General features: G+C 40.6%; 19 protein-coding genes. 5 read left to right on the forward strand and 14 right to left on the reverse strand.

Annotated elements, in window-relative coordinates; genetic code table 11:
• Positions 1-313 precede the first annotated feature (313 nt).
• The 8 genes from BMW53_RS00745 to BMW53_RS00780 form a co-directional block, all read right to left on the reverse strand.
• Positions 314-1054 (reverse strand): hypothetical protein, encoded by a 741-nt coding sequence (locus tag BMW53_RS00745; protein ID WP_051567972.1) that lies wholly within the window; start codon positions 1052-1054, stop codon positions 314-316.
• A gap of 147 nt (positions 1055-1201) precedes the next feature.
• A complete protein-coding gene (locus BMW53_RS00750; protein WP_038561391.1) occupies positions 1202-2038 on the reverse strand; it encodes a sugar phosphate isomerase/epimerase family protein in 837 nt (278 codons plus the stop codon).
• A gap of 178 nt (positions 2039-2216) precedes the next feature.
• Positions 2217-2417 carry a hypothetical protein gene (locus BMW53_RS00755; RefSeq protein WP_038561385.1) on the reverse strand — a complete coding sequence of 67 codons (201 nt, stop codon included), beginning with the start codon at positions 2415-2417 and terminating at the stop codon, positions 2217-2219.
• Between the two features lie 17 nt (positions 2418-2434).
• Entirely contained in the window at positions 2435-3100 is a 666-nt protein-coding gene (locus tag BMW53_RS00760) for a redox-sensing transcriptional repressor Rex (protein ID WP_051567971.1), read from the reverse strand.
• Between the two features lie 239 nt (positions 3101-3339).
• A complete protein-coding gene (locus BMW53_RS00765) occupies positions 3340-4344 on the reverse strand; it encodes a Gfo/Idh/MocA family protein (protein ID WP_038561379.1) in 1005 nt (334 codons plus the stop codon).
• A gap of 222 nt (positions 4345-4566) precedes the next feature.
• The gene (locus tag BMW53_RS00770; protein WP_051567970.1) at positions 4567-5796 is read right to left on the reverse strand and encodes a hypothetical protein; all 1230 of its coding nucleotides are present in this window, start codon (positions 5794-5796) and stop codon (positions 4567-4569) included.
• Between the two features lie 161 nt (positions 5797-5957).
• Positions 5958-6668, reverse strand: a complete 711-nt coding sequence (locus BMW53_RS00775) for a YebC/PmpR family DNA-binding transcriptional regulator (protein WP_038561374.1) — start codon at positions 6666-6668, stop codon at positions 5958-5960.
• A 273-nt stretch (positions 6669-6941) separates the two neighbouring features.
• Positions 6942-8375 (reverse strand): RapZ C-terminal domain-containing protein, encoded by a 1434-nt coding sequence (locus tag BMW53_RS00780; protein WP_038561369.1) that lies wholly within the window; start codon positions 8373-8375, stop codon positions 6942-6944.
• An 82-nt stretch (positions 8376-8457) separates the two neighbouring features.
• Between BMW53_RS00780 and BMW53_RS00785 the strand changes: the two genes are divergently transcribed.
• Positions 8458-9147: a YdcF family protein gene (locus BMW53_RS00785; RefSeq protein ID WP_168136437.1), complete on the forward strand. Its 690-nt coding sequence runs from the start codon at positions 8458-8460 to the stop codon at positions 9145-9147.
• 3 nt (positions 9148-9150) lie between these two features.
• Here BMW53_RS00785 and BMW53_RS00790 read toward each other — a convergent pair whose 3' ends face one another.
• Positions 9151-10914, reverse strand: coding sequence for a M28 family peptidase (locus tag BMW53_RS00790; protein WP_038561359.1), 1764 nt, complete (start codon positions 10912-10914; stop codon positions 9151-9153).
• A 166-nt stretch (positions 10915-11080) separates the two neighbouring features.
• Here BMW53_RS00790 and BMW53_RS00795 point away from each other — a divergent pair, with 166 nt between their 5' ends.
• From BMW53_RS00795 to BMW53_RS00810, 4 genes are read left to right on the forward strand one after another with little or no spacing between them, the layout of a single operon-like run.
• Positions 11081-13168, forward strand: a complete 2088-nt coding sequence (locus BMW53_RS00795) for a hypothetical protein (RefSeq protein WP_038561355.1) — start codon at positions 11081-11083, stop codon at positions 13166-13168.
• Positions 13169-13186: 18 nt separating this feature from the next.
• Positions 13187-14239 (forward strand): DUF6340 family protein, encoded by a 1053-nt coding sequence (locus tag BMW53_RS00800; RefSeq protein ID WP_139177983.1) that lies wholly within the window; start codon positions 13187-13189, stop codon positions 14237-14239.
• Positions 14236-15255 (forward strand): DUF6340 family protein, encoded by a 1020-nt coding sequence (locus tag BMW53_RS00805; protein WP_038561346.1) that lies wholly within the window; start codon positions 14236-14238, stop codon positions 15253-15255. Before BMW53_RS00800 ends, BMW53_RS00805 begins: the two co-directional genes overlap by 4 nt.
• A gap of 3 nt (positions 15256-15258) precedes the next feature.
• Positions 15259-16446 (forward strand): DUF6340 family protein, encoded by a 1188-nt coding sequence (locus tag BMW53_RS00810; protein WP_038561343.1) that lies wholly within the window; start codon positions 15259-15261, stop codon positions 16444-16446.
• 153 nt (positions 16447-16599) lie between these two features.
• On the opposite strand, the gene BMW53_RS00815 is transcribed toward BMW53_RS00810, so the two are convergent.
• The 5 genes from BMW53_RS00815 to BMW53_RS00835 all read right to left on the reverse strand — a co-directional run bounded on the left by BMW53_RS00815 (position 16600) and on the right by BMW53_RS00835 (position 21680).
• Positions 16600-17436 carry a CvfB family protein gene (locus BMW53_RS00815; protein WP_038561340.1) on the reverse strand — a complete coding sequence of 279 codons (837 nt, stop codon included), beginning with the start codon at positions 17434-17436 and terminating at the stop codon, positions 16600-16602.
• Between the two features lie 11 nt (positions 17437-17447).
• A complete protein-coding gene (gene recN, locus BMW53_RS00820; RefSeq protein WP_038561339.1) occupies positions 17448-19103 on the reverse strand; it encodes a DNA repair protein RecN in 1656 nt (551 codons plus the stop codon).
• 105 nt (positions 19104-19208) lie between these two features.
• A complete protein-coding gene (gene porD / locus BMW53_RS00825) occupies positions 19209-20120 on the reverse strand; it encodes a type IX secretion system protein PorD (protein ID WP_038561337.1) in 912 nt (303 codons plus the stop codon).
• A gap of 3 nt (positions 20121-20123) precedes the next feature.
• On the reverse strand, positions 20124-21326 hold the full coding sequence (gene coaBC, locus BMW53_RS00830) for a bifunctional phosphopantothenoylcysteine decarboxylase/phosphopantothenate--cysteine ligase CoaBC (protein ID WP_074780073.1): 1203 nt from the start codon (positions 21324-21326) through the stop codon (positions 20124-20126).
• 18 nt (positions 21327-21344) lie between these two features.
• Positions 21345-21680, reverse strand: coding sequence for a DNA-directed RNA polymerase subunit omega (locus BMW53_RS00835; RefSeq protein WP_038561334.1), 336 nt, complete (start codon positions 21678-21680; stop codon positions 21345-21347).
• Positions 21681-21682 lie beyond the last annotated feature (2 nt).

Here is a 21682-nt window from a genome sequence, read left to right on the forward strand (position 1 = left end):
AAATTATTCTATCCTCAACTTAATACCTGCCCGCCTGGCAAACGTGTAATTTCGCTTATTAACAAGCGGTTACAAGATTTGATAAAGATAAAAATTAAATTAAAAAAGAAGAAACTTTTGGACTTAATGTTCTGAGGGCTTATAAAAACAAAAAGGACGGGTTCAACAACCCATCCTTTTCTCATTAAACTAACTAACCTAACTAAACCTAAACTTATGAAAATAAACGTACCGCAAAGATAAAGCCATGGCGCAAATTCAACAAGAAAAAGATGTTAAATGGTGTTAAACCTGCCAACAATTAACATTGAATTTACTGTGCTACGAAAGTGTATTGGATTGTTCCTTTTTGGCGCGCCGGCGCTGAGTTATCGCTGTTAAAAACAGTTCGGGTTGCAGCCTCTTTTGCGTAGGCGAACAACTGCTTATCACGGATTGACCGATCGTCGCGAGGTTCGGCTTCAATAACTTCGCCCTGACGATTTACCACAATATCGACAATTATTGTTCCTCCACCCTGACTTAAGTAAACCGGAACAGGCAAACGCAAATGATACCGATTTTCGAGGTAATAAACGATATTACTTTCACCGGCATAAATTACGTTCTTTATCGAATCGCGATCCATGCCTTCAGTTGTTTCAACCGGCATTTCAATATCGCTTAAATCAACTGTTTCTTTTGCAAGATTTTTATTGACATTTGAAACGAGTTGTTTGGCGGCTTCCACCTCTTTTAAATAGTCATCGTCGAAAAACTCGTCGGTTGAAGTTGTGGTATTTTCCGTTGCCGACCGGTTTGAAGCAACATTTGTTCGAGTATTGGTAGTTTGCTCGTTATCGGGTTGATCTGTACTTTCTTCTTCTGCAGTTTCGGGTTCAATAATTTCGGATTCGAGCATTTCCGCCGGAAATTCAATTAAAATTTCCTCTTCTTTTACAATGCCTTTCCTGTTTACATCGGCCAGCAAAAACGCAGAAAATAACAGAATATGAAATACCAGCGTACCGATTACTCCATAAACATTTCTTCTGTATAACTCTCCAATCTTCATTTGCAGCAAAAATATAAAATTAGCTGCGATATAAGCCGGAAATCAATGAGAATACTAATTTATTTATGTTGAACATGATCCGGGATAAACAAACAAAAAAAGAGTTCCCCAGGCATGGAAAACTCTTTTCACTTTATTTAGCTGAATTTATTTTGTTGCGGCGATCATTGCTCTGAAATAACCGATTGATTCTGCTATTCCCATAAACGGATCATCCATATTTCGTTCGTGTTCCAAACTTACAGCTCCGGTATAATTCACTTCACGAAGCATATTTACAAAAGCGGGAAAATCAATAATACCTCGCCCAACTTCTACCGAATAACCGTCTTTTGTTCGGCCGGTTACATCTTTTAAATGAATATCGAAAACCCTGGAGTGGTATTTTTTCAAATCGGCAACCGGATCTTTTCCGTTTCGCGTATCGTGACCAATATCGAGACACATGCCAATGCGCGGATCAAGATCTTTGGTATGTTTCCACACATCATCAGCATCGGGATACACATCAATATCGGGGCCATGCAAATGAATGGCAAAATACAAACCGGTTTCCTTTACTTTTTCATTTACGTAGGGAAGCAACGCGTAATCGGGCACACCTACAATCGTGTTAACACCCACTCGTTTGGCATAATCAAAATACTTATCGATATCCTCTTTACTTTTCATGTAAAGTGGTCCAACCGCATAACCGGTAACACCGTATTCAGCACATTTTTTATGAAATGCCTCAATTTCTTCCGAAGTACTGTTTACCGGTAAATGAAAATCCTTTATGCAGAGGTAATGCACATCGCACCGTTTCATGGTTTCCAATGTGGTTTGCAAATCGAAATGTACGAAAGTATAACCTGCCATTCCAAGTTTAAACGATTCATTGGTTTCAGGTGCCGGCTGAGGGTCAGGACGTTTTACATCCTGCGCAGTTAACGAGAGGGTAAAGAAAAGTAGTAGCAGAAAAGTAAGTGCTGACTTGTTCATTGTATTAAATTTAGTTGTTTCAGAAAAACAAATGTAACAATTAAACCAATACAACACGGCTATTACAAGCGTTGCATGTTTTTGAGAATCGCAGGTTTAAATTCTGTGCAGTGAATTACACTCGCTTAACAATCAGTTAAAGGGAACAAAATGCAGTTGAAATAGCAGTATAAAGCAATTAAACGGTTTGCCAGCGGGTTGTTATACAATAATTTTTAGCATACTCTTCGCGGTAAATCTCATCAGCTGTTAGTTTACTTTCAGCTTCCATATTTTGGAGCTCAACACACGCCTGACTATTGTCATTTTTTTCGCCTTTAAAGAATTTTTTCTTTATTCTATCAGCTACGCATCTAAAAAATAAATTAACCTTTTTCATTTTTTTGCTTTTTTGAGTTATTTCTTTGAATCGTTCAAGCGTTGCAACAAAACAGCGGTGGACGAACTCATTGAAGTATTTTGAACTATTATATGATCGGGCAGATCCAATATTTCGTGCGTAAAATTCCAAATTGCTTTTACTCCACAGTTCACCAAATCTTCAGCTACTTCCTGTGCTACATTATTGGGTGTGGTTAAAATGGCAATCTCAACGTCTAAGCGGTTCGAGAGGTGGAACAACTTGTTATATTCTAAAACCGGAGTATTTCCGATGTTTTGCCCAATTTTTTTTTCATCTACATCAAATGCAGCTATCACTTTCAGCCCCAACGTTTGGTTCTCCTGATATGCCATTAAAGCAGAACCTAAATTACCGGCTCCAACCAGAAAAGCTTCATTTACCTGATTGAATCCCAGAAATTTTTCCAACGCATGACACAATTCGTAGGTATTGTACCCTACCCTGGGTTTTCCTTTAACACCAGTAAATGCCAAATCTTTCACCACTTGTGTAGGATCGCACTTTAATTCTTTTCCAATTGATGGTGCTGAAATATTCATCACCCCTTTCTCCCGAACTTTTTCAAGAAAAAATAAATAGCCCGGCAACCTTCGTAAAGTTGGTTCCGGAACCTGCTTTTTATTTTTTCTTACTGCAATCACTTTTGTAGCTTTTGTCATTTAGTTTACGTTAAATATAGCAACAATTCAACATTAGAGAATTTTTTCTTTATTATATCTCTACAATTATTTACCAAAAGTTAACAAATAAATCCTATTAGTTTTCAATTGCAAAGAGCAGTTTGCAATTTACACAGAATGATGTAAATTTCATTAAACACACTATTCCAATCGGTGTAAGATTAAGTCATTAATTAAAAATACAGAAAGTAAAGTTTTAAATTCGTAATCTACAGCTTTCAGAAAAATAATTTCTTATCATGATCGGGAAAGAATATTCCTGCATCAATACGAACACGGTCAAGCGTTTGTATTAAATCCTCGCTCATTTTCCAGGTCATTTTGGGGCTTTCAATCAATCCGGCATCCAAACATTCCATAACATGTTTGGCTTCGTACTGATAACCGGCACCTTCTTTTGTTTCGTTTGGAAATAACTGTTGCTTTTCCCCATCTTTCCAAACCGTTAAATCGGTTGGTGTAAACCAGCGCGGATGCAAAACGATATATCCTTTTTCGCAGCAAAATTCGGTTTGAACCGGTGAATGTACAGCAAAACTTGAGGACAGACTGGCCATTTCTCCGCCTTTGTATTTAAAGATCATTTGCACACTTTCCTCGCTTCCGGTGCTGCTAAAATCTGCAAATGATTTTATAAGGTCAGGAACGCCAAGTGTTGAAAGTGCTGCAAATACCGGGTAAATACCAATATCCAAAAGCGAGCTGCCACCCAGTTTGACGTTATACAAGCGTTTGTCCTCATTAAACTCGGCATTAAAAGCAAAGTCTGACCGAACCATTTTTAACTTCCCCAATTCGCCTGATTTGATGATCTCAAGAGCTTTTTGAAAACTAGGTTGAAACATGGTCCAGAAAGCTTCCATCAGAAAAGTATTATTGTCCTTTGCACATTGTATCATTTGCGCTACTTCGTGCTGATTCATAGCAAATGCCTTCTCACAAAGTACTGCTTTTTTATGCTTCAGGCACAACATGGTATGCTCAAAATGATGTGAGTGCGGCGTTGCGATATAAACTACATCAACGTTGGGGTCATTAACCATTTCGGTGTAATTTCCATACGCTTTTTCAAAACCCAGTTCGTTTGCAAACTGCTGTGCCCGATTCAAGTCGCGCGACGCTGCGGCATACAGTTTGGCATTTGGCAGCAATTTAAGATCGTTAACAAACTTATTGGCAATTCTGCCACATCCTAGTACCGCCCAATTGTATATTTTACTCATTATTTTTTCGATTTAGTTTGGAGGCTAAATGTACAAACTAAATCAAAAGTATAAAACCCCGGGGTAGAATCCGCTTCCCATTTTTCAGATGCAGTGCTTCGGGGCACTATGGCACCTGTTACCGATACGCTTCGTTACCGGCATTAATTCAACTGGCAATTTATACCGATTTAATACCGAAATGAGCCTTTAGTTTGCAAACTCCTAACCCGATGCAAGAATTTACACCACCATTTGCTTCGATTTCGGCATGTCGAAATATTTTTGAAATAATGCGAAGCGTTGCGATTTGCTTTGCGTGCGTTTCTTGCGTAAATACGCGAAATGCAAGGGTGATACTTTTTCTATCGCTTCTAAATAATCGTTACTATACCAGGTCTCATTCAGGCCCACCGATTCAACAATCATCATTTCAATGCTCCGATTCATCAAACCTAAAAAATCATCGCTTTTTACACCTTTAAAACAACGCATCTCTTCCAGTGCCATCCGCCCGAAATGGATGGTCTTATTTACAAATCTTCCCAAATCACTTTCAGGCAAACAAGAAAAAAGAGTTTTGGTAAAAGCCAGTGAATCTTCTCTCACATCCTGAATATCGTCGAGCAACTGCAAATAAATTCCGTAACCAAAAAGTGCTTGTTCCTGCTCTCTGGACATTTCACCGGCAACCAAATAACCATCGGCTAAAACTGATGCTCCACCTTTTTCGAAACAAATGTTACAGATCTCATCATCAGATAATCCATTATGCGCTATCATTTTCAAACTATTGGTTTGTCCCTGCTGAATGGCATATAAACTTTCATAAACTTTGGGGAATTTGCTACGTGGAAATTCCTCCTCAAACATACGTATCAATTTAAACAGCTGCTTTTCGGTGTGATTTAAGGGCACTTCTAATATGCCATGCAAACGTCGATCGAAACGTGCTGAGAAGGCTTGTTTTTGATTATCACTGATTTTGGGATCATCCAATAAATTATCGCTGTACGGATAGATCATTGAATAAGCAAAAACCGAGGGAGTGATATTTACCGGCTTTTCAGCCATCAGCTGCAAGCCATTCATTATCCACACATTTCGCATTCCTTGGTAAATGTCTTCCGGTTTTAACTCGGGGCCAAATGCCCTAACCCGATAGAAAAAACCTTTCGAAACATCTTTAAATTCTTCTGACAGGATAATTTTAAGATGACCGGGATCAAAATCAAAAACAGTTTCAAGGAACGACCGGAACGTGGGGAAAAAAGATTTTGTTGGATCATTTTTAACCTGTTGAACTTTGCTAACATTCTGCAGCTCTTTCAACTTTTTCTGAAAACCATCGAAATTGCGCTCGTGAGTTAGTTTTTCTTCTGCAGAATAAGTTTTGTGAAATTGCGGAAAGGTTTCGGGGCTTCGTTCCCACATTTCCTTAAAATGGTTGATGTAATTCTGAACAGGTAGCATAAATCTTTGTTTTCCACCGAAATTAGTGGATACAAAAGAAATGCGGGCAATTTATTAGATAATCGTGGGATTTTTGAGGGTTAAATGAGCTTTTGAAGCTGTAAGTATCATTTCAAACGCTGAACAGAAGTCAATGCATTTGAAATGATACTTGCAGGTTATTATGCAATGTTGGTATAAACAGCCTGAACGTCTTCGTCCTCTTCCATTCTATCCAACATCTTTTCAATTTCTTCCATTTGTTCTTCGGTAAATTCAACCGGAGTAGTTGGAATACGTTGCAATTCTGCTTTTTTAACGTCTATTTCCAGCTCTTCAAATTTATGAGCCATGTCGCTAAAGCTGGTGTATTCGCCATAAGCATAATACGTTCCTTCGTTCTCCTCAATTTCATCGAGACCGGCATCAATCAGCTCTAGCTCAATCTCTTCCAGTTCCATACCTTCCGGCATATCAAACTCGAAAACAGCTTTTCGTGAGAACATAAATTCTAACGAACCGTTTGGAACCTGACCTCCGCCAGCTTTGTTAAAATAACTTTTAACGTTAGCCACTGTACGGGTTGTATTATCGGTTGCTGCCTCAACAAAAACCAAAACTCCGTGCGGGCCTTTTCCTTCGTAGGTAGTTTCAATATATGCCGTTGCATCTTTTCCCGATGCACGTTTAATAGCTGCATCAATATTCGCCTTTGGCATGTTTTGCGCCTTGGCGTTCATGATTGCGGTACGTAGTGCAGGATTCAAATCCGCTTCAGGGCCACCTTCTTTAGCTGCAATGGTTATTTTCTTCGAAAGTTTTGGAAAAACTCTCGACATTTTATCCCAGCGTTTCTCCTTCGCTGCCCTCCGGTATTCAAATGCTCTTCCCATGAATAAGTCTGTTTTGAAAATTTTTGCGAAAATAAATACAGAAAACCTAATTACCAAAAACAGCGCTAGGGTTTTTACCTTTATAACACTACTGTTAGAATTTTCGGTAAGAAATGTGCCGTATAAATGTATCCGGTTATTCCACTTTCTGGATTGCAATCTTTTTCGGTTTACAAACCTTGTCTTCCTTTTTTACTTTGGCGCCACATTTTTTGCAGCTGTATTTTGGATCTTCTTTATCTTGAAAATCCTTTTTTTTACATGCTTTTTTGCTCATCTCCAATTTTCCTGTTCACGATGTACTAAAACAACATTTACAGGATAATTGTTTTGCAAATATTCGCCAATTTTCTCGGCCGAATAAACCGATCGGTGCTGTCCGCCGGTACAACCAAAACCTAACGAAAGATGTGTAAATCCGCGCTCGAGATAAACTTTCACCGATTGATCGACCAGTACTTTTACGGCATCGATAAAAAGCCTGATCTCTGATTTTTGCTCCAGGAATTCCTGAACCGACATATCTTTACCACTTAGCTTTTTGTATTCATCGTAGCGCCCGGGATTATTGATAGCGCGACAATCGAAAACATGGCCGCCACCATTTCCCGATGGATCTTCGGGGTACCCTTTTTTATACGAAAAACTGGTTATACGAACAGTTAAATTCGATTTTCCCTGCCCTATTTCCTTTAGTACTTCGGAATGGGTAAGCTGCTTCAACACGCTGGTCAGTTCCGGCAAATCAACCGGCAATTTTAAATCGTCAAGTAATACTTCCAGGTTTTTCAGGGCGTATGGAATACTTTTCAGGAAATGTTCCTTTTTCTCGTAAAAGCCACGAAATCCGTATGCTCCCATCGCCTGCATAATACGAATGAGTACAAAACCTTTAAAATAAGCCGCGAACTTCTCTTCATCAACCTTCATGTATTTCTTCAACTCCGAAATATAAAAGTCGTAAAGCTGCGCGCGCACGCTCTCCGGGATATCGGCTTTTCCATCGTAAAGCAACGATGCCAAATCGTATTGCAATGCCCCTAAACGTCCGCCCTGATAGTCGATAAAATAAACATCATCGTCTTTTAACATGACATTGCGCGACTGAAAATCACGGTACAAGAAATAGTTGGAACTGGCACTTAGCAAATAATTGCTAAACAACTGAAAATCATCTTCCAGTGCCTGTTCATCGAAATGTATTTTTGCCAGTTTCAGAAAATAGTACTTGAAATAGTTCAAATCCCACATCATCGATTGTTTATCGAAAGCTTCGCGCGGATAACACACTGAGTAATCGATCTCCTTTCCGGCAATTATCTGAATTTTTGGCAAGGCCTGAAGCACCTTTTTATATACGGAAATAATATTTTCCGAAAATCCTTCCTCTTCGCGCGTTTTTGTCAGAAATTCGAAAAGTGTGGTATTACCCAAATCTTCCAACAAATACTTTTTTAAATCGGAGCTAACCGCATACACTTTCGGCACTTTTATTCCTTTGTTATAAAAATGGTTGCTGAACGAAAGAAAAGCCGTATTCTCTTTTACATCGTTGTTAGTAGCACCAATCACAGTTCGGTTTTCACTACTCAACCGGCAATACTGGCGGTATGAACCCGACGGAGGCAGTAACTCAAAACCTTCAACTTTTTCGTTAAAATGACTCTCAAAGAGTTGGATTATTTCGTTTTTTTCTGATGTCTTCAATGATCGATCTTTTAAATTAAACTTACATTTATAGTCTTAAACGTGAGCTATGTTTAAAACAAAATTCAAAAGTATCCTTTTTTTGAGATTACTACGAAAATTCTTGGTACTGATTGGAATTTTCTTTGTTGTTTGTCTCGTATTTTCTTTCACCGAACAACCGTATTGGGGCTACCACTGGCTGGGCACAAGCAAAGCCGAATTAAAATGGGAACCCAAAACTATTATTTTACTGGGCGGTGGCGGAATGCCAAGCCAAAGCAACCTGATGCGCAGCTGGTACACCGAAAAAGCGGCAAAATCGTTTCCCGCATCAAAAGTACTTGTAGCTATGCCCGGCGCACTAAGCGACCCTTTAAGCACGCCTCAGTTAATGAAATCGGAATTGGAACTGAGAGGTGTTTCTGCTGAACGGATTGCTTTTGAACCTGAAGGAACAAACACACGCTCGCAGGCTTTGAATTGCCAGGGAATAATAAAAATGCAGGATCCCATTTTATTGGTCACTTCTCCTGAACACATGCGCCGTGCCGTTTTGGCGTTCAAAAAAGTTGGCTTTGAGAAGGTAAACGCCCTACCCGCTTTTGAAAATGCTGCCGAAGCCGATTTTTCGTTTACCGACGATGAACTGGGCGGCAACTCCATTATGATTCCAGACGTTGGCAACAACATAAATATGCGTTACCAAATGTGGAACCATTTAAAATATGAGATTCTGATTGCCCGCGAAATGGTCGCACTTAGCTACTACAAACTTCGGGGTTGGATTTAAATACTAGAGCTGAACGATTAAAACAATTGGTTTTTCGTCGCGCAAAATATCAACCGAAATGGTTGTACCTGCTTCCAGTTTCTGCAGCCGATCCATATATTCATAAATATTGCTCACCTTTTTCCCGTCGATGGCAATAATAATGTCACCCTTTTTCATTCCGGCAGCATACGCAGGTTTGCCTTTCGAAACGGCATCAACACGCATTCCGCGTTTTTCCACACCGGCAAAATCGGGCATTACTCCCAGCGTAACTTTAAAACGTCCTCCCCGGCTTCGCTGAAACTTACTTCCGGCCTCCTGGAAAGTTAATTTCTCAGCACGGTTCACCACATCGTCAAGCAATGCAGCCGAATAGCTCATTACCTTCTGTGCACCTTCAAAATTGATGAGTTCCGCATCGTCCTGCGGGGTATGATAATCGGGGTGCGCACCGGTAGAAATATAAATCACAGGAATATTCTGCAGGTAAAACGAAGCATGGTCTGATGGTCCGATTCCTTCGCCGGTAAACGCCAACGTAAAATCCGGATTCAGGTTATTTAACAAATCTTCAGTTTCTTCAGCGGTTTTTGTTCCGCTAATCGTTAAGCTGTTATCCTCTTTTAGGCGGCCAATCATATCAAAGTTAAACATGGCCACCATTTTATCCGTTTCAACCGGCGGTTTCATTGTAAACGCTTTCGAGCCCAGCAGCCCTATTTCTTCCGCTCCAAAAGCCACAAATAGTACACTGCGTTTATTGCTTTTATCTCCGGCCAATTTTTCTGCCAGCTGAATAACTGCCGAAACTCCCGAGGCGTTGTCATCGGCACCGTTATGAACCGCAACTGTATCGATTGCGCGCGATCCGGAACCGGGTCCACCCATTCCCAAATGATCAAAATGGGCGCCTACAACCACATATTCATCCTTTAAGATTTCATCGTTGCCAGGTAACATGGCCACCACGTTTCGGGTGGTTGTTTCTTTCAATTTCACATTTACTGTTGCGCTAACCGTTACCGACACCGCGAGGTTTAAACCGGCATTTTGTTCCAGTATTTTTGCTTCAAGTTTTTCTACCGTTTGGTCTGTGGTCTTTAATATTTCATTCGCAACTTTCCTTGTTATCTGAATTACAGGAATAGAAAAACGACTGCTGTTTTTATCAAAGAACAAAGATGATAACTCGTCATTTTCACTGAATTTTGTACCTGCCACCAAAATTATTCCTGCAGCTCCTTTATCCGATGCGTTTAATGCTTTTGCGCGTTCACTCGAAAATTCAAGATACGGACTGTTCGGATTGTCAAGATCAGGATCGCCCTGCAATACCAATAGCCATTTTCCAGTTACATCAGCGCCGGCAAAATCATTCCATTGTAATGAATCGCGGTTTACTTCAATACCAAAACCGGCAAAAACAACTTCGGCAGTTATGCTTGTGTTGGCGGAGAAAGCATAAGGCAAAAAGTCTTTTTCAACTTCGAACTCCGTATCGTTTACCTGCAACTGATTCCCATCGGCAATTTCGGCTGATGCTACCAGGTTAAATTCCTGAAAACCGTTATCGAACATCAGTTCCAAACCTGCAGCCTCAAACTTTTGAGCAATGTATTGTGCTGCCAGCAAATCGCCCTGTTCGCCCGATTTACGCCCTTTCAACGAATCGGAAGCCAGGTAGTCGATATTCTCACGAATATCATCAAGCGTTATTTCTTTATCGAATTTTGGGCCACAAGCCACCACAAGAATCGCAAGCGCAGCAAATACGAAATTCTTCATAAACACGAAATTTATTTTTGGTTTTGAAAACATCAGGGAATAGTTTTGGTTTTATGTTTTGTACACACTTTTAACGAGTTGACAACTGCATAGCAATAATAACCATAAAACACGATATAAAAAAAGGAGATGTGTATATTTACCACTTCCTAAAAAACTAACAATTTTGATCTCATTTGGCATAAAATACTGGTTTTTATTCTTGCTCGCCATCACCGTCGCATCGGCGGGAGTTGTAGTACTTCTATACTATAAAAACAAAGCGCTAAAAGAACTCTCAAAACTTCAGCGAAGCCTGTTAATGGCACTCAGGTTTCTGGCTTTTTTCTTCATTGCATTTTTGCTTTTATCGCCTTTTATCCGCAACCTGAAAAAGGTAACACAGAATCCGGTAATTATTACAGCCTGGGATAATTCGGGTTCGGTTGTTTCGTATGCCGATTCGTTGCAACTTGCCAAAGCCATTAATGATGAAAAAGCCGAAATTGAACAGCAATTAGGAAGCGATTTTGAACTGGTAAGCTACACTTTTGGCGAAGAAACACAAACCGGTAACGCTTTAAACTTTACCGAAAAAGGATCGAACTACAGCGATTTGATTGCCACAATTACGAACAATCATTTTAACCAGAATATCGGAGCGCTGATTGTTGCCGGAGACGGTATTTACAACCAGGGAAAAAATCCGCTGAACATGCTCGACCAGGTGAGCTTCCCGATTTACACCATCGGGCTTGGCGACACCACGGTTATTGCCGATGCCCGCGTACAAAACATCCGCGTTAACCGAACCACATTTTCCGGAAATAAATTTCCGGTTGAAGTGGAGCTGCTATTTTCGAAACTTAAAAACACGCCGCTGAAACTTTCGCTTTTTCAGGATGCTGAAGAGCTGCAAAGTGTGATAATTACTCCATCGAACGATAATTTTTTCGACACCAAAGAATTTGTTCTTGAAGCCGGATCTGCCGGATTGAAACACTACACCATGCAAATTCAGGCTGCAGCCAACGAACGAAATACCAAAAACAACAGCGCCGGTTTTGTGATTAACGTGCTGGAAAACAAACAAAAAGTACTGATTATTTCCAACGGATCGCACCCCGATGTGGGAGCTATAAAAAATACACTCGATCAGCAAAAAACATACGAGGTTTCGGTATTTACCGACGAACCTTATCCCACCGATCTGAGCGAATACAACCTGCTTATTTTAAACCAGCTGCCAAGCACAGGAAAGTCGATGGCCGAAGTAATGGAAAAAGCAAATAACAATCGTTTGCCCCTACTTTTCATCGTTGGTAACCAAACCTATTTGCCACAGTTGAATATTTTAAGTCAGGGTGCAAACATTGAACCACTTGCCGGAAGCGGAGAAGAAGCGCAACCGGTTTTTAATTCAAATTACGCCACATTTAATTTGTCGGAAGAGCTGATCGAACTTATTCCTCAATTTCCTCCGGTTCAGGTTCCGTTTGCCAATTTCGAGTTGAATGCGGAATTCTCTCCACTGTTGTACCAAAAGCTAAAAGGCATAACAACCGGCAAACCGCTAATCGCCACCGGGAAACTCGAAGGACAGAAACGAGCTTATATTTTTGGTGAAGGAATTTGGCGCTGGCGACTGTTCGATTACTACCAAAACCAGGAACACACCCATTTTAACGAGCTCATAAACCAACTGGTACAATACCTTGCCTTGCGCGAAAACGAGGATAATTTTATTGTTGAGTTCAATCCGGTTTACAATGAAGTGGAGAACGTGGTTTTAACGGCCGAAGTTTATAACGATGCTTTTGAGCAAATCGGGTCCGAAGAAGTAAACATTAAACTGCAAAATGAAAACAACGAAGAATACAACCTGACTTTCGATATGCAGGATAAAAATTATTACCTCAACGCCGGCCACCTGCCACTGGGCGATTATTCATTTACTGCCGAAGTAAACATTGGTAACGAAGCTTTTACCGAAACAGGCAATTTTACCGTTGTTCCGGTTAATATTGAGAATATTATTACCCAGGCCAATCACAACCTGTTATACCAACTGGCCGAGTTAAGCGGCGGCAAATTCTATCAGCCCTCGCAAGCCAACGATTTGGTAAACGAATTGCAAAAAACCAGTAAATTAAAAGCAACAACATACTTTCAGGAGATGGTAAATCAGCTGATAAACCTTCGTTGGTTATTTATTGTTTTACTAGTGCTGTTAAGTGCGGAATGGTTTTTGAGAAAGTACTGGGGAATTTACTAAACATTATTCAATTTACGTATGAGCATTTTTAAACAAACAAATTACATCCTACTTGTTAGCATTGTTCTTTTGTCGTATGCTTGTAGCCCTACAAAGCGGATTATGGTTGAGTTTCCGCAAAAGCCGAAAAACGAAATTCCGCAGGATATACAGAGCCTGCTGCTGGTAAACCGAACTGTTGACGACAAGTACAACGATCTGCCCGCCGATTCGATGCAAAAAATATTTTATCAGAAGGATTTTAATCTCGATACGACCATATATGATCTCACCGCAGCTGATACCTCATTAAAAGTTCTGGGCGAATTGCTTTTTGAATCGGGCAGGTTTGACTACGTAATTCCGGAAGACCGTTTTCTGAACGCCGATAAAAACGCATTCTTCTCCAGTTCGATGAGCTGGCAGGAGGCGAAGGAACTTTGCGACCTTTACCAAACCGATGCTGTTCTGTCAATGGATCTGTTAAAAACACACGTTGCAACAGAACTCTCTGAAGAATCAGTTTTCGATCCGAATGAAGGAGTTTTCAGAACGGCTGTTGGTGCAAAAATGGCTATTGTTTACGATGCCCTGTTTCGTATTTACGATCCGCAGCAGGAAAAAATTCTGGTTCGTGAAGTCTTTCAGGATACACTGTTTTGGGAAAACTATGCACTTAGTGTAAGAAATTTGTTCGCAGATTTCACCCCTGTTAAACAAGCGCTTACAGAAGCAGGAATTGCAATAGCACTCGATTTTTCAGAAACAATAAGTACAGGCTGGCAAAGCGAATACCGGATACTGTTCGACAAAGGAAGTACTGCACTAAAAGAGGCAGCCGTACGCATCGATAACGGAGATTGGGCTACAGCCATTGAAGCGTGGCAAAAAATTGCCAGCGAATCGGGATCGAAAAGCGAAAAAAGCAAAGCCTTATTTAATTTGGCCACCGCCTGCGAAATACAGGGCGATATCGACTGTGCCATTCAATATGCGCTCGAATCGTATAATACAGCCTACCACCCCATCACTTATCAGTATCTTGAATTGCTTAAAAGCAAGAAAAAACAACCGAAAAACAACTCAAAATGAACCGATTGAGCTTATGGACTTTACTACTACTTAGTACGGTTTCGTGTACTGTTTACAAAGATTACCCCATAGAAATTTACACTCCCGGTGAAATTGCCTATCCGGCCAATGCCGAAAATGTAGCCATTGTTTACCGGAATTTCAAATACAGCAACGACACGCTGATTCACTATTTTCAGGATGATTTCCGCCTGAAGAAAGCCAAAAACGATCCGAAAAACCTCGACAGTATTTTAGTGAATTTAAGCATGAGCGAACTGGCAAAAAATTTGAAAGAGAAAAATGCTTTTAAGGAAATTCGCATATTCCCCGAACTTTTCGAGCCACATACGAGCGATAAACTTCCGGCGTTAAATATGGAGGCGATTCAGCAACTGGCCACAAAAACCAATACCGATTTGGTAATTTCGCTGGAGACCTATTCCAGTTTTTACTCTGAATATTCAACAACGGCTGAGATGCCGACAAAATCGAACGAAGTGATTACCGCTGCTGTTTGGGCCGTTTACAGTCCTTTCGATCAGCAACTTATTGAGCGAAAAACAATGATTGACACCATTTTCTGGAACGGCTACGATGCAAACGGAAATTATAACCGAAAGGCCAAATTGCCACCGCGTATCACCGCACTGAAAATCGCTTCGCAAATGGTTGGCGAAAATTATTCGAAACGCTTTTTTGCTTCATGGGAAAATGTGAACAGGATGTATTCTGTTCCGCCACTGCCCGATTTTGCTATGGCCGACGAGTATGTACAAAAAGGTGATTGGGACAATGCAATTATGCTTTGGAAACGATACGCCGACGACAGTAACGGAAAAATGGCCATTAACGCGCGGTACAACCTGGCGCTGGGCTACGAGATGAAAGACGATTTTGATACGGCCGAAAAATGGCTAAATGCCGCTTTACAAATTGCCACTGCATACAACAGCAAGGAAGATCTGAAAATGATTTTCAAATACCAACAGCTACTTGCTAAAAGAAAAAAAGATATCTTGCGTTTAAACCAATAACCAATGAAAAACCGCGCTGATTTTTTGTTTGGCGTTTTAGTACTGCTGGTTTTTGCCAGCTGTAATACGCTGTACAATGTAAAAACCATCGACATCGAAATTGTTGAACCTTCAGTACTGACTATCTCCCCGAAATACAGAAATATTGCGGTTCAGTATAACAACGTTAATTGTTCGCCAAACCAGTACTTAAGCCAGTACGAAGAATTTGGGAAACAAAAAACGGAGGAAGAAAACTCCGACAGTATTGCCTCGCGCATTTATTTCGAAAATTTCATCTCAGCGATTAACAAACAGGCATTTTTCGATACTTTAATTACCATAAACGAGCGTAATTATTCTACAACCGGAATTATTGACACAGTTGATTACAAACCTTTTTTCCGTGAAGATTCGGCAACTCGGGTAAGCATGACTACGGAACAGATTAATGTGTTTAATTCAAGCTATTTTTTGCAGGCCAATACATCGTCGGTTCATCCCAAAACCGATTCGTTAATTATACATCCGCAATTCGGGTTATACACGCCCGGGCAACTTCAATCGATTCGCAATAACACAGATGCCGACCTTTTGCTTTCGCTCGATTTTTTTGGTGCCAGTGATGGACGCTATTTCTACCCCCAGATGGAACTTGGCAGCGAACCGGTTATCAACTGGACACAATGGAGCTTTTACGATCTTATTGACATGAAATATGTTTTGGCCTATTCAAAACCCGACACGGTGAAGTGGATGGAATATTCATCGAGCCAGAGTAAAGCGGATGAGCTTTTACCACCGCGAACTGATGCAATTTACAATGCAGCAGAAATATCTGCCGAAAATTTTGCACAATCAATTGTGCCACACTGGGTGCAGGTACAACGAATGTATTACTCGTCGGGGCATGTGGAACTGCAGCAAGCCGACGAACTCATTCAGAAAGCTCAATGGTTGGATGTGGCAGAATTGTGGCGCAAACAACTTAAAAACGATAACCAGAATATTGTTGCAAAATGTATGTACAACCTGGGCCTGGCATGTGAAATGGAAGGCGACCTGGAAGCTGCTTTGGCATGGGTGGTTAAATCGTATCATATTCTGGGATCAAAGAATGAACTGCATGCCCAAAATTGTATGGAATACATCAAGCTGTTGAGTACCCGGCAAGCCGACATGAAGCTTCTGGAGCAACAATTTGGAGATTAGTACCTCGAATCGGGAATGGTTAAAAGAAAAGAGGGAAACCAGTGTTTCCCTCCATATTTAACCAAAAATCACAACATGAAAATATTGTAGTTTTAAAATTAGAACTTTTAGTTGTAAAGTTCCAAATTCAAACTTATGTTTTATAAAAGGTATTTAGCTTTTTAACATTTTAATCCCGTCAGAAACAAAAGTAATCAGTCGTTTTTTATACAATCCGCCAATTGCTTTCTTAAAATTTTTCTTGCTGATACCAAACATCGCTTTAATCATTTCCGGCGACGATTTATCCGATACAGCCATAAAACCACCACTGGCTTCCAGCGCTGTCAAAATCTTTTCCGAAATGGAATCAACCTTTTCGTAACCAGGCTCTTCCAGCATCAAATCGATCTTTTCATCGTTTCTTATTTTAGCAATGTAGCCTTTTGTCTGGCTGCCAATTTCCAGTTGCCGAAATACCTGATTTTTATACAGCATTCCGGTGTGTTCCTGATTAATGATGGCTTTATAACCCAAATCAGTTTCTTCCAGAATAATCAGGCTAACTTCCTGTCCTTTGGTATATTCAGGAGGCGTATTATCCAGAAACTTATGCAGTTTTGCCGAAGCCACAACACGGTTGGTTAACAAATCGAGGTAAACGTAAACCCAGTAGCTGTTGCCTTCCTGCATTTTACTGCGCTGCTCGCTAAACGGCACCAACAAATCTTTTGCCAGCCCCCAATCGAGAAATGCACCAAATTTAGCAGTAGCTTTTACGGTTAAACGGGCAAACTCCCCTACCGTTGCCAAAGGTTTTTCGGTAGTAGCAACCAGGCGGTCTTCCGAGTCGGTATAAACAAAAACCTCTGCAGTTCCCTGTTCTTTCATTTCTTCCTCAACGTACTTTCGCGGCATTAAAATTTCGCCGTGTTCACCACCATCGAGATATACACCGTTGTCTGTTTCCCTGAGAATTTCCAGGGTATTAAATTTTCCTATTTCTGCCATGAGTGAATTTGTCAAATTCGCAACAGTTCTTCTGCTGCTTTAATTGTTGTTTCCGTAAGATTTTCGCCACCCACCATTTTTGCCAGCTCTTCCACACGTTCGGCGGCATCCAATGCCTTAATTGAAGTAAAGGTTTTTCCCTTTTCTTCGAATTTATATACCTTGAAGTGCGTATCGCCTTTAGCTGCAATTTGCGGCAGATGCGTAATATTTATAATCTGTGTATTTGCCGAAAATGATTTAATAATAGTGCCCATTTTTAATGCAATCTCGCCCGATACGCCGGTATCAATTTCATCAAACACAATGGTTGGCAATGCTTTTGAGTTGCGAAGCAGGTTTTTAATGGCCAGCATTAACCGCGACATTTCACCGCCCGATGCAATTTTCGAGATTTCATCCGGTTCTGAGTCTGGATTAGCGCTAAACTGGAACGCGATCTCATCCTTACCATCCGGCTGAAAATCTTCGAGGTAATTGTGTACCACCTGTAGCCTGGCCTTTGTCATTCCCAGCTGGTTCAAATCGCCAACAACCGAACTTTCGATCTTTTTAAAAGCTTTTTGCCGCGTTTTACTTAAACTTTCAGCCAACTTTTCTAAATCATTTTTCTGGTTTTCCAGTTTATTTTTCAGGGCTTCAATTTCATCGCCGTACCCCACCGCTTTATTTATTTTCTGATCGAACTCGTCGCGCAAAACAATTAATTCAGCCACCGTTGCCACATGATGCTTTTGCTGCAGCGAATACAACAAATTCAACCGGTCATTCACCTCTTCAATTCGCGCCGGATTAAATTCCACGCGCTCTGCCAGCATTTCCAGTTCCTGGTGAATATCGCTTAATTCGATGGCAACGCTCTCCAAACGTTCGGCAAAACTTTCCGCATCTTTCAGGTAGCCGGTTACCTTGCTAAGGGTACGATGTCCGTCTTTTACGCCCTGCAACACCGAAAATGTTTCGTTATCCAGCAAAGCCACCGTTTCAGTAAGCGCTGTTTTAATTTCTTCAGCGTGGTTTAACTGCTCCAGTTCTGCTTCCAGATCTTCCTGCTCATTTTCTTCAAGTCTTGCTTCTTCCAGTTGTGTAAACTGAAACTGGTAATAATCAAGATCGGCCTGCGCCTGTTCTGCATTTTCCTGCAGCTGCTGAAGCTCTTTTTTTGTGCTTTTGTAGGCTGAGAATTGAGTTTTGTATTTCGCCAACACCTCACTGGCACCGGCAACCGAATCAACAAGGTTCAACTGAAACTTCTGGTTGCTCAACTCCAGGTTTTGGTGTTGCGAGTGGATGTCGATTAGCTGCAATCCCAGTTCGCGCATTACTTTCAGGTTAACCGGCGTGTCGTTTATAAAAGCCCGAGATTTTCCTGAAGGCGTTATTTCGCGACGTAAAATTGTGGAAGTATCGTAATCCAGATCGTTGGTTTCAAAAAAACGTTTAACAGGATAATTACTCACTTCAAACTGCCCCTCAACAATGCACTTTTTATCCTTTTCTTTCAGCACCGAAAGATCGGCACGATTCCCCAGAATAAGGCTTAAAGCCCCAAGAATAATCGACTTACCGGCACCGGTTTCACCCGTAACGGTGTTTAAATTGGCATGGAAATTAACCTGCAATTTATTGATGAGTGCGTAATTCGAAATGGATAATCTGGATAGCATAATGACAATAGATCTTCATTAATAATTTCAATGGCTAAAATAGCCAAAATGAGCACACGGATTTACTTTCTGGAAAAAATGGGGATATCTTTTTAGCCCACCTTGTTAAAAGCCTTCGTTTTCGGCAATCTTCTCGTACTTTCTGCCGTTTGAAGGATCAACCTCGTTAAGAATAGCCATAACCCGATTTCGCTCATCGGGGAACGATTGGGAAAAAACATTTACCAATTCATCGGCCTTGGCATCAAAAAACATCTGCAAAATGTAAGTAGATGGGCGACGACGAAATACTTTCTGAATATCGCGCAATGCATCGGCGATGTTTGCCCTGCCCTCTTCTACTTTATCCGACATTAAATCCAGGCCATTTCGATGATAATTGTACATGCAGGTGCGAAACGATGAGTAGGATTTATTTAATACATTCTCGATTAACCAGTAGCGATTCCTTTCACTCTCGAAAGCCTTCCAGCCGCGTTCGCGTGCATTTTGCGAATTATTTACAATCGCCTGTGCTTTCTGAAAATATTCGGTTCCGCCTTCTTCCGAAAAAGTATCGTAATCAAAACCCAGAATCACATAGGCATAAAACGCCATAATGTTGGTCAGGTTATCGCGGTTTGATGTTTCGTTAAACTCCAGCGGCTGAAACTCCACATACTTACAATGAAAATCATTGTCTTTAATATTAAGCACAGTTGACGTGTAACTGGTATTAAATATCGGGCGTGTTAACTGCACCTGAATTGATCCTTTAAACTCGTCGGCAGAAATTTGCTCGTCGAGACGGATTAGAATATTGCACCTGATTTTTTCATCGTAACTATACACATGATCAGTCCATTTTCGGTTATTCATAAAATCATACAAGTCAGACTGCATGGTACGGAACAGGTTTTGGTTTGCCCCCTGAATTCCCCGTGCCGAAACGGTTACGTTGCAACGAAGTTCCTGAGCGACACCTTCTCCAATGAAAATAAACAGAAAGAAAAGCGCTATTACGATTTGCTTTATCATATGCTAATTATTCAATTCTATAATTTTTGCTACGATATCTTTTGCTACCTCAGCTTTATCTTTTAACTCAAAATCGGTTTGTTTATTGCCCTTTTCAATGATCGTTATTTTATTGGTATCAACACCAAATCCGGCTCCCTTGTCTTTTAACGAATTCAGTACAATAAAGTCGAGGTTCTTTTTTAAAAGTTTACTCGCTGCATTTGCCAGTTCGTTGTTGGTTTCCAGGGCAAAACCTATTAAAAGCTGCTTGTTGGTTTTTAATTTACCCAATTCGGCAGCAATATCTTTTGTTGGTTGCAACTCGATATGCCAGTTTTCTTTGCCCCGCTTTGTTTTTTCCTCTTCCTTTTTTGCAGGAGTAAAATCGGCTACTGCTGCACACATAATTGCACCATCAACAGTTTTAAAATGCTCAATCGATGCATTATACATTTCTTCAGCCGCTTCAACAGGAACCACGGTTACGCCAGTTTTCTGAGTAGTAACTGAAACAGGACCCGATACTAAAGTTACTTCGGCACCTTGTTCGGCTAGTTCTTCGGCAATGGCATACCCCATTTTCCCTGAAGAATAATTACCAATAAAACGAACAGGATCAATTTTTTCGAAAGTAGGTCCGGCAGTTACCAGATAGGATTTATTCAGCAGTTTTTTTTTTACTCCAAGCTGTTGAATAACTGCTTCGAGTATTTTTTCAGGTTCTTCCATCCTGCCCTTGCCGGTTAAACCGCTGGCTAATTCTCCTTCACCGGGTTCAACAATAATATTTCCGTACTCTTTCAGAATAGAAATATTACGTTGTGTTGAAGGATGCGCAAACATATCGAGGTCCATGGCAGGTGCCACCATTACCGGACACTTAGCCGACAAATAGGTTGTTATCAACATATTATCGGCAATACCATTGGCCATTTTCCCCATTGTTGAAGCAGTTGCCGGCGCAATAACCATTACATCGGCCCACAATCCCAGATCAACGTGGCTGTTCCACGTACCATCGTTTGCTCCAAAAAACTCGCTAATAACAGGTTTATTCGACAATGCTGATAAAGTAACGGGTGTAATAAATTCTTTTCCTGCAGGTGTTATTACCACTTGCACTTCGGCACCCTCCTTTATAAAAAGCCGAAGAAGCATTGCTGCCTTATAAGCTGCAATACTTCCTGTTATTCCGAGTATTATATTTTTTCCTTTGAGCCTCATATCAGGGCATCAGAAAAATTAGATACGTTTTTTGTTCTCGCGCGTTGGATTACGGTGGTAAATTTCACCTTCTTTTAATTCTTCAAACGCAATAAGAGTTGGCTTTGGCAAACGCTCGTAAAATTTAGAAATCTCGATTTGTTCCCTGTTTTCAAAGATTTCCTCCAAATTGTCGGTATACGAAGCAAATTCCTGTAATTTCTGGTTAAGCTCTTCTTTTAATTCCGACGAAATCTGATTTGCTCTTTTAGCAAGAATCATTACGGTTTCGTAAATATTTCCGGTTTCTTGAGTTAATACTTCAAGATCGCGCGAAATAGTTGACGGAGCTGCTTTTGTTTTCTTGTAATCCATAT

Origin of the sequence: Draconibacterium orientale, assembly GCF_900111425.1 — a bacterium.
Taxonomy (GTDB): Bacteria; Bacteroidota; Bacteroidia; order Bacteroidales; family Prolixibacteraceae; genus Draconibacterium; species Draconibacterium orientale.

Excerpts from the sequence above, each read along its gene's own strand:
- BMW53_RS00775 (WP_038561374.1), bottom strand. The coding sequence starts at position 6,668 with ATGGGAAGAGCATTTGAATACCGGAGGGCAGCGAAGGAGAAACGCTGG.
- BMW53_RS00815 (WP_038561340.1), bottom strand. The coding sequence starts at position 17,436 with ATGGCAGAAATAGGAAAATTTAATACCCTGGAAATTCTCAGGGAAACA.
- BMW53_RS00765 (WP_038561379.1), bottom strand. The coding sequence starts at position 4,344 with ATGAGTAAAATATACAATTGGGCGGTACTAGGATGTGGCAGAATTGCC.
- BMW53_RS00835 (WP_038561334.1), bottom strand. The coding sequence starts at position 21,680 with ATGGATTACAAGAAAACAAAAGCAGCTCCGTCAACTATTTCGCGCGAT.
- porD (WP_038561337.1), bottom strand. The coding sequence starts at position 20,120 with ATGATAAAGCAAATCGTAATAGCGCTTTTCTTTCTGTTTATTTTCATT.
- BMW53_RS00800 (WP_139177983.1), top strand. The coding sequence starts at position 13,187 with ATGAGCATTTTTAAACAAACAAATTACATCCTACTTGTTAGCATTGTT.
- BMW53_RS00745 (WP_051567972.1), bottom strand. The coding sequence starts at position 1,054 with ATGAAGATTGGAGAGTTATACAGAAGAAATGTTTATGGAGTAATCGGT.
- BMW53_RS00750 (WP_038561391.1), bottom strand. The coding sequence starts at position 2,038 with ATGAACAAGTCAGCACTTACTTTTCTGCTACTACTTTTCTTTACCCTC.
- BMW53_RS00770 (WP_051567970.1), bottom strand. The coding sequence starts at position 5,796 with ATGCTACCTGTTCAGAATTACATCAACCATTTTAAGGAAATGTGGGAA.
- BMW53_RS00790 (WP_038561359.1), bottom strand. The coding sequence starts at position 10,914 with ATGAAGAATTTCGTATTTGCTGCGCTTGCGATTCTTGTGGTGGCTTGT.
- BMW53_RS00755 (WP_038561385.1), bottom strand. The coding sequence starts at position 2,417 with ATGAAAAAGGTTAATTTATTTTTTAGATGCGTAGCTGATAGAATAAAG.
- BMW53_RS00810 (WP_038561343.1), top strand. The coding sequence starts at position 15,259 with ATGAAAAACCGCGCTGATTTTTTGTTTGGCGTTTTAGTACTGCTGGTT.
- BMW53_RS00805 (WP_038561346.1), top strand. The coding sequence starts at position 14,236 with ATGAACCGATTGAGCTTATGGACTTTACTACTACTTAGTACGGTTTCG.
- coaBC (WP_074780073.1), bottom strand. The coding sequence starts at position 21,326 with ATGAGGCTCAAAGGAAAAAATATAATACTCGGAATAACAGGAAGTATT.
- BMW53_RS00760 (WP_051567971.1), bottom strand. The coding sequence starts at position 3,100 with ATGACAAAAGCTACAAAAGTGATTGCAGTAAGAAAAAATAAAAAGCAG.
- recN (WP_038561339.1), bottom strand. The coding sequence starts at position 19,103 with ATGCTATCCAGATTATCCATTTCGAATTACGCACTCATCAATAAATTG.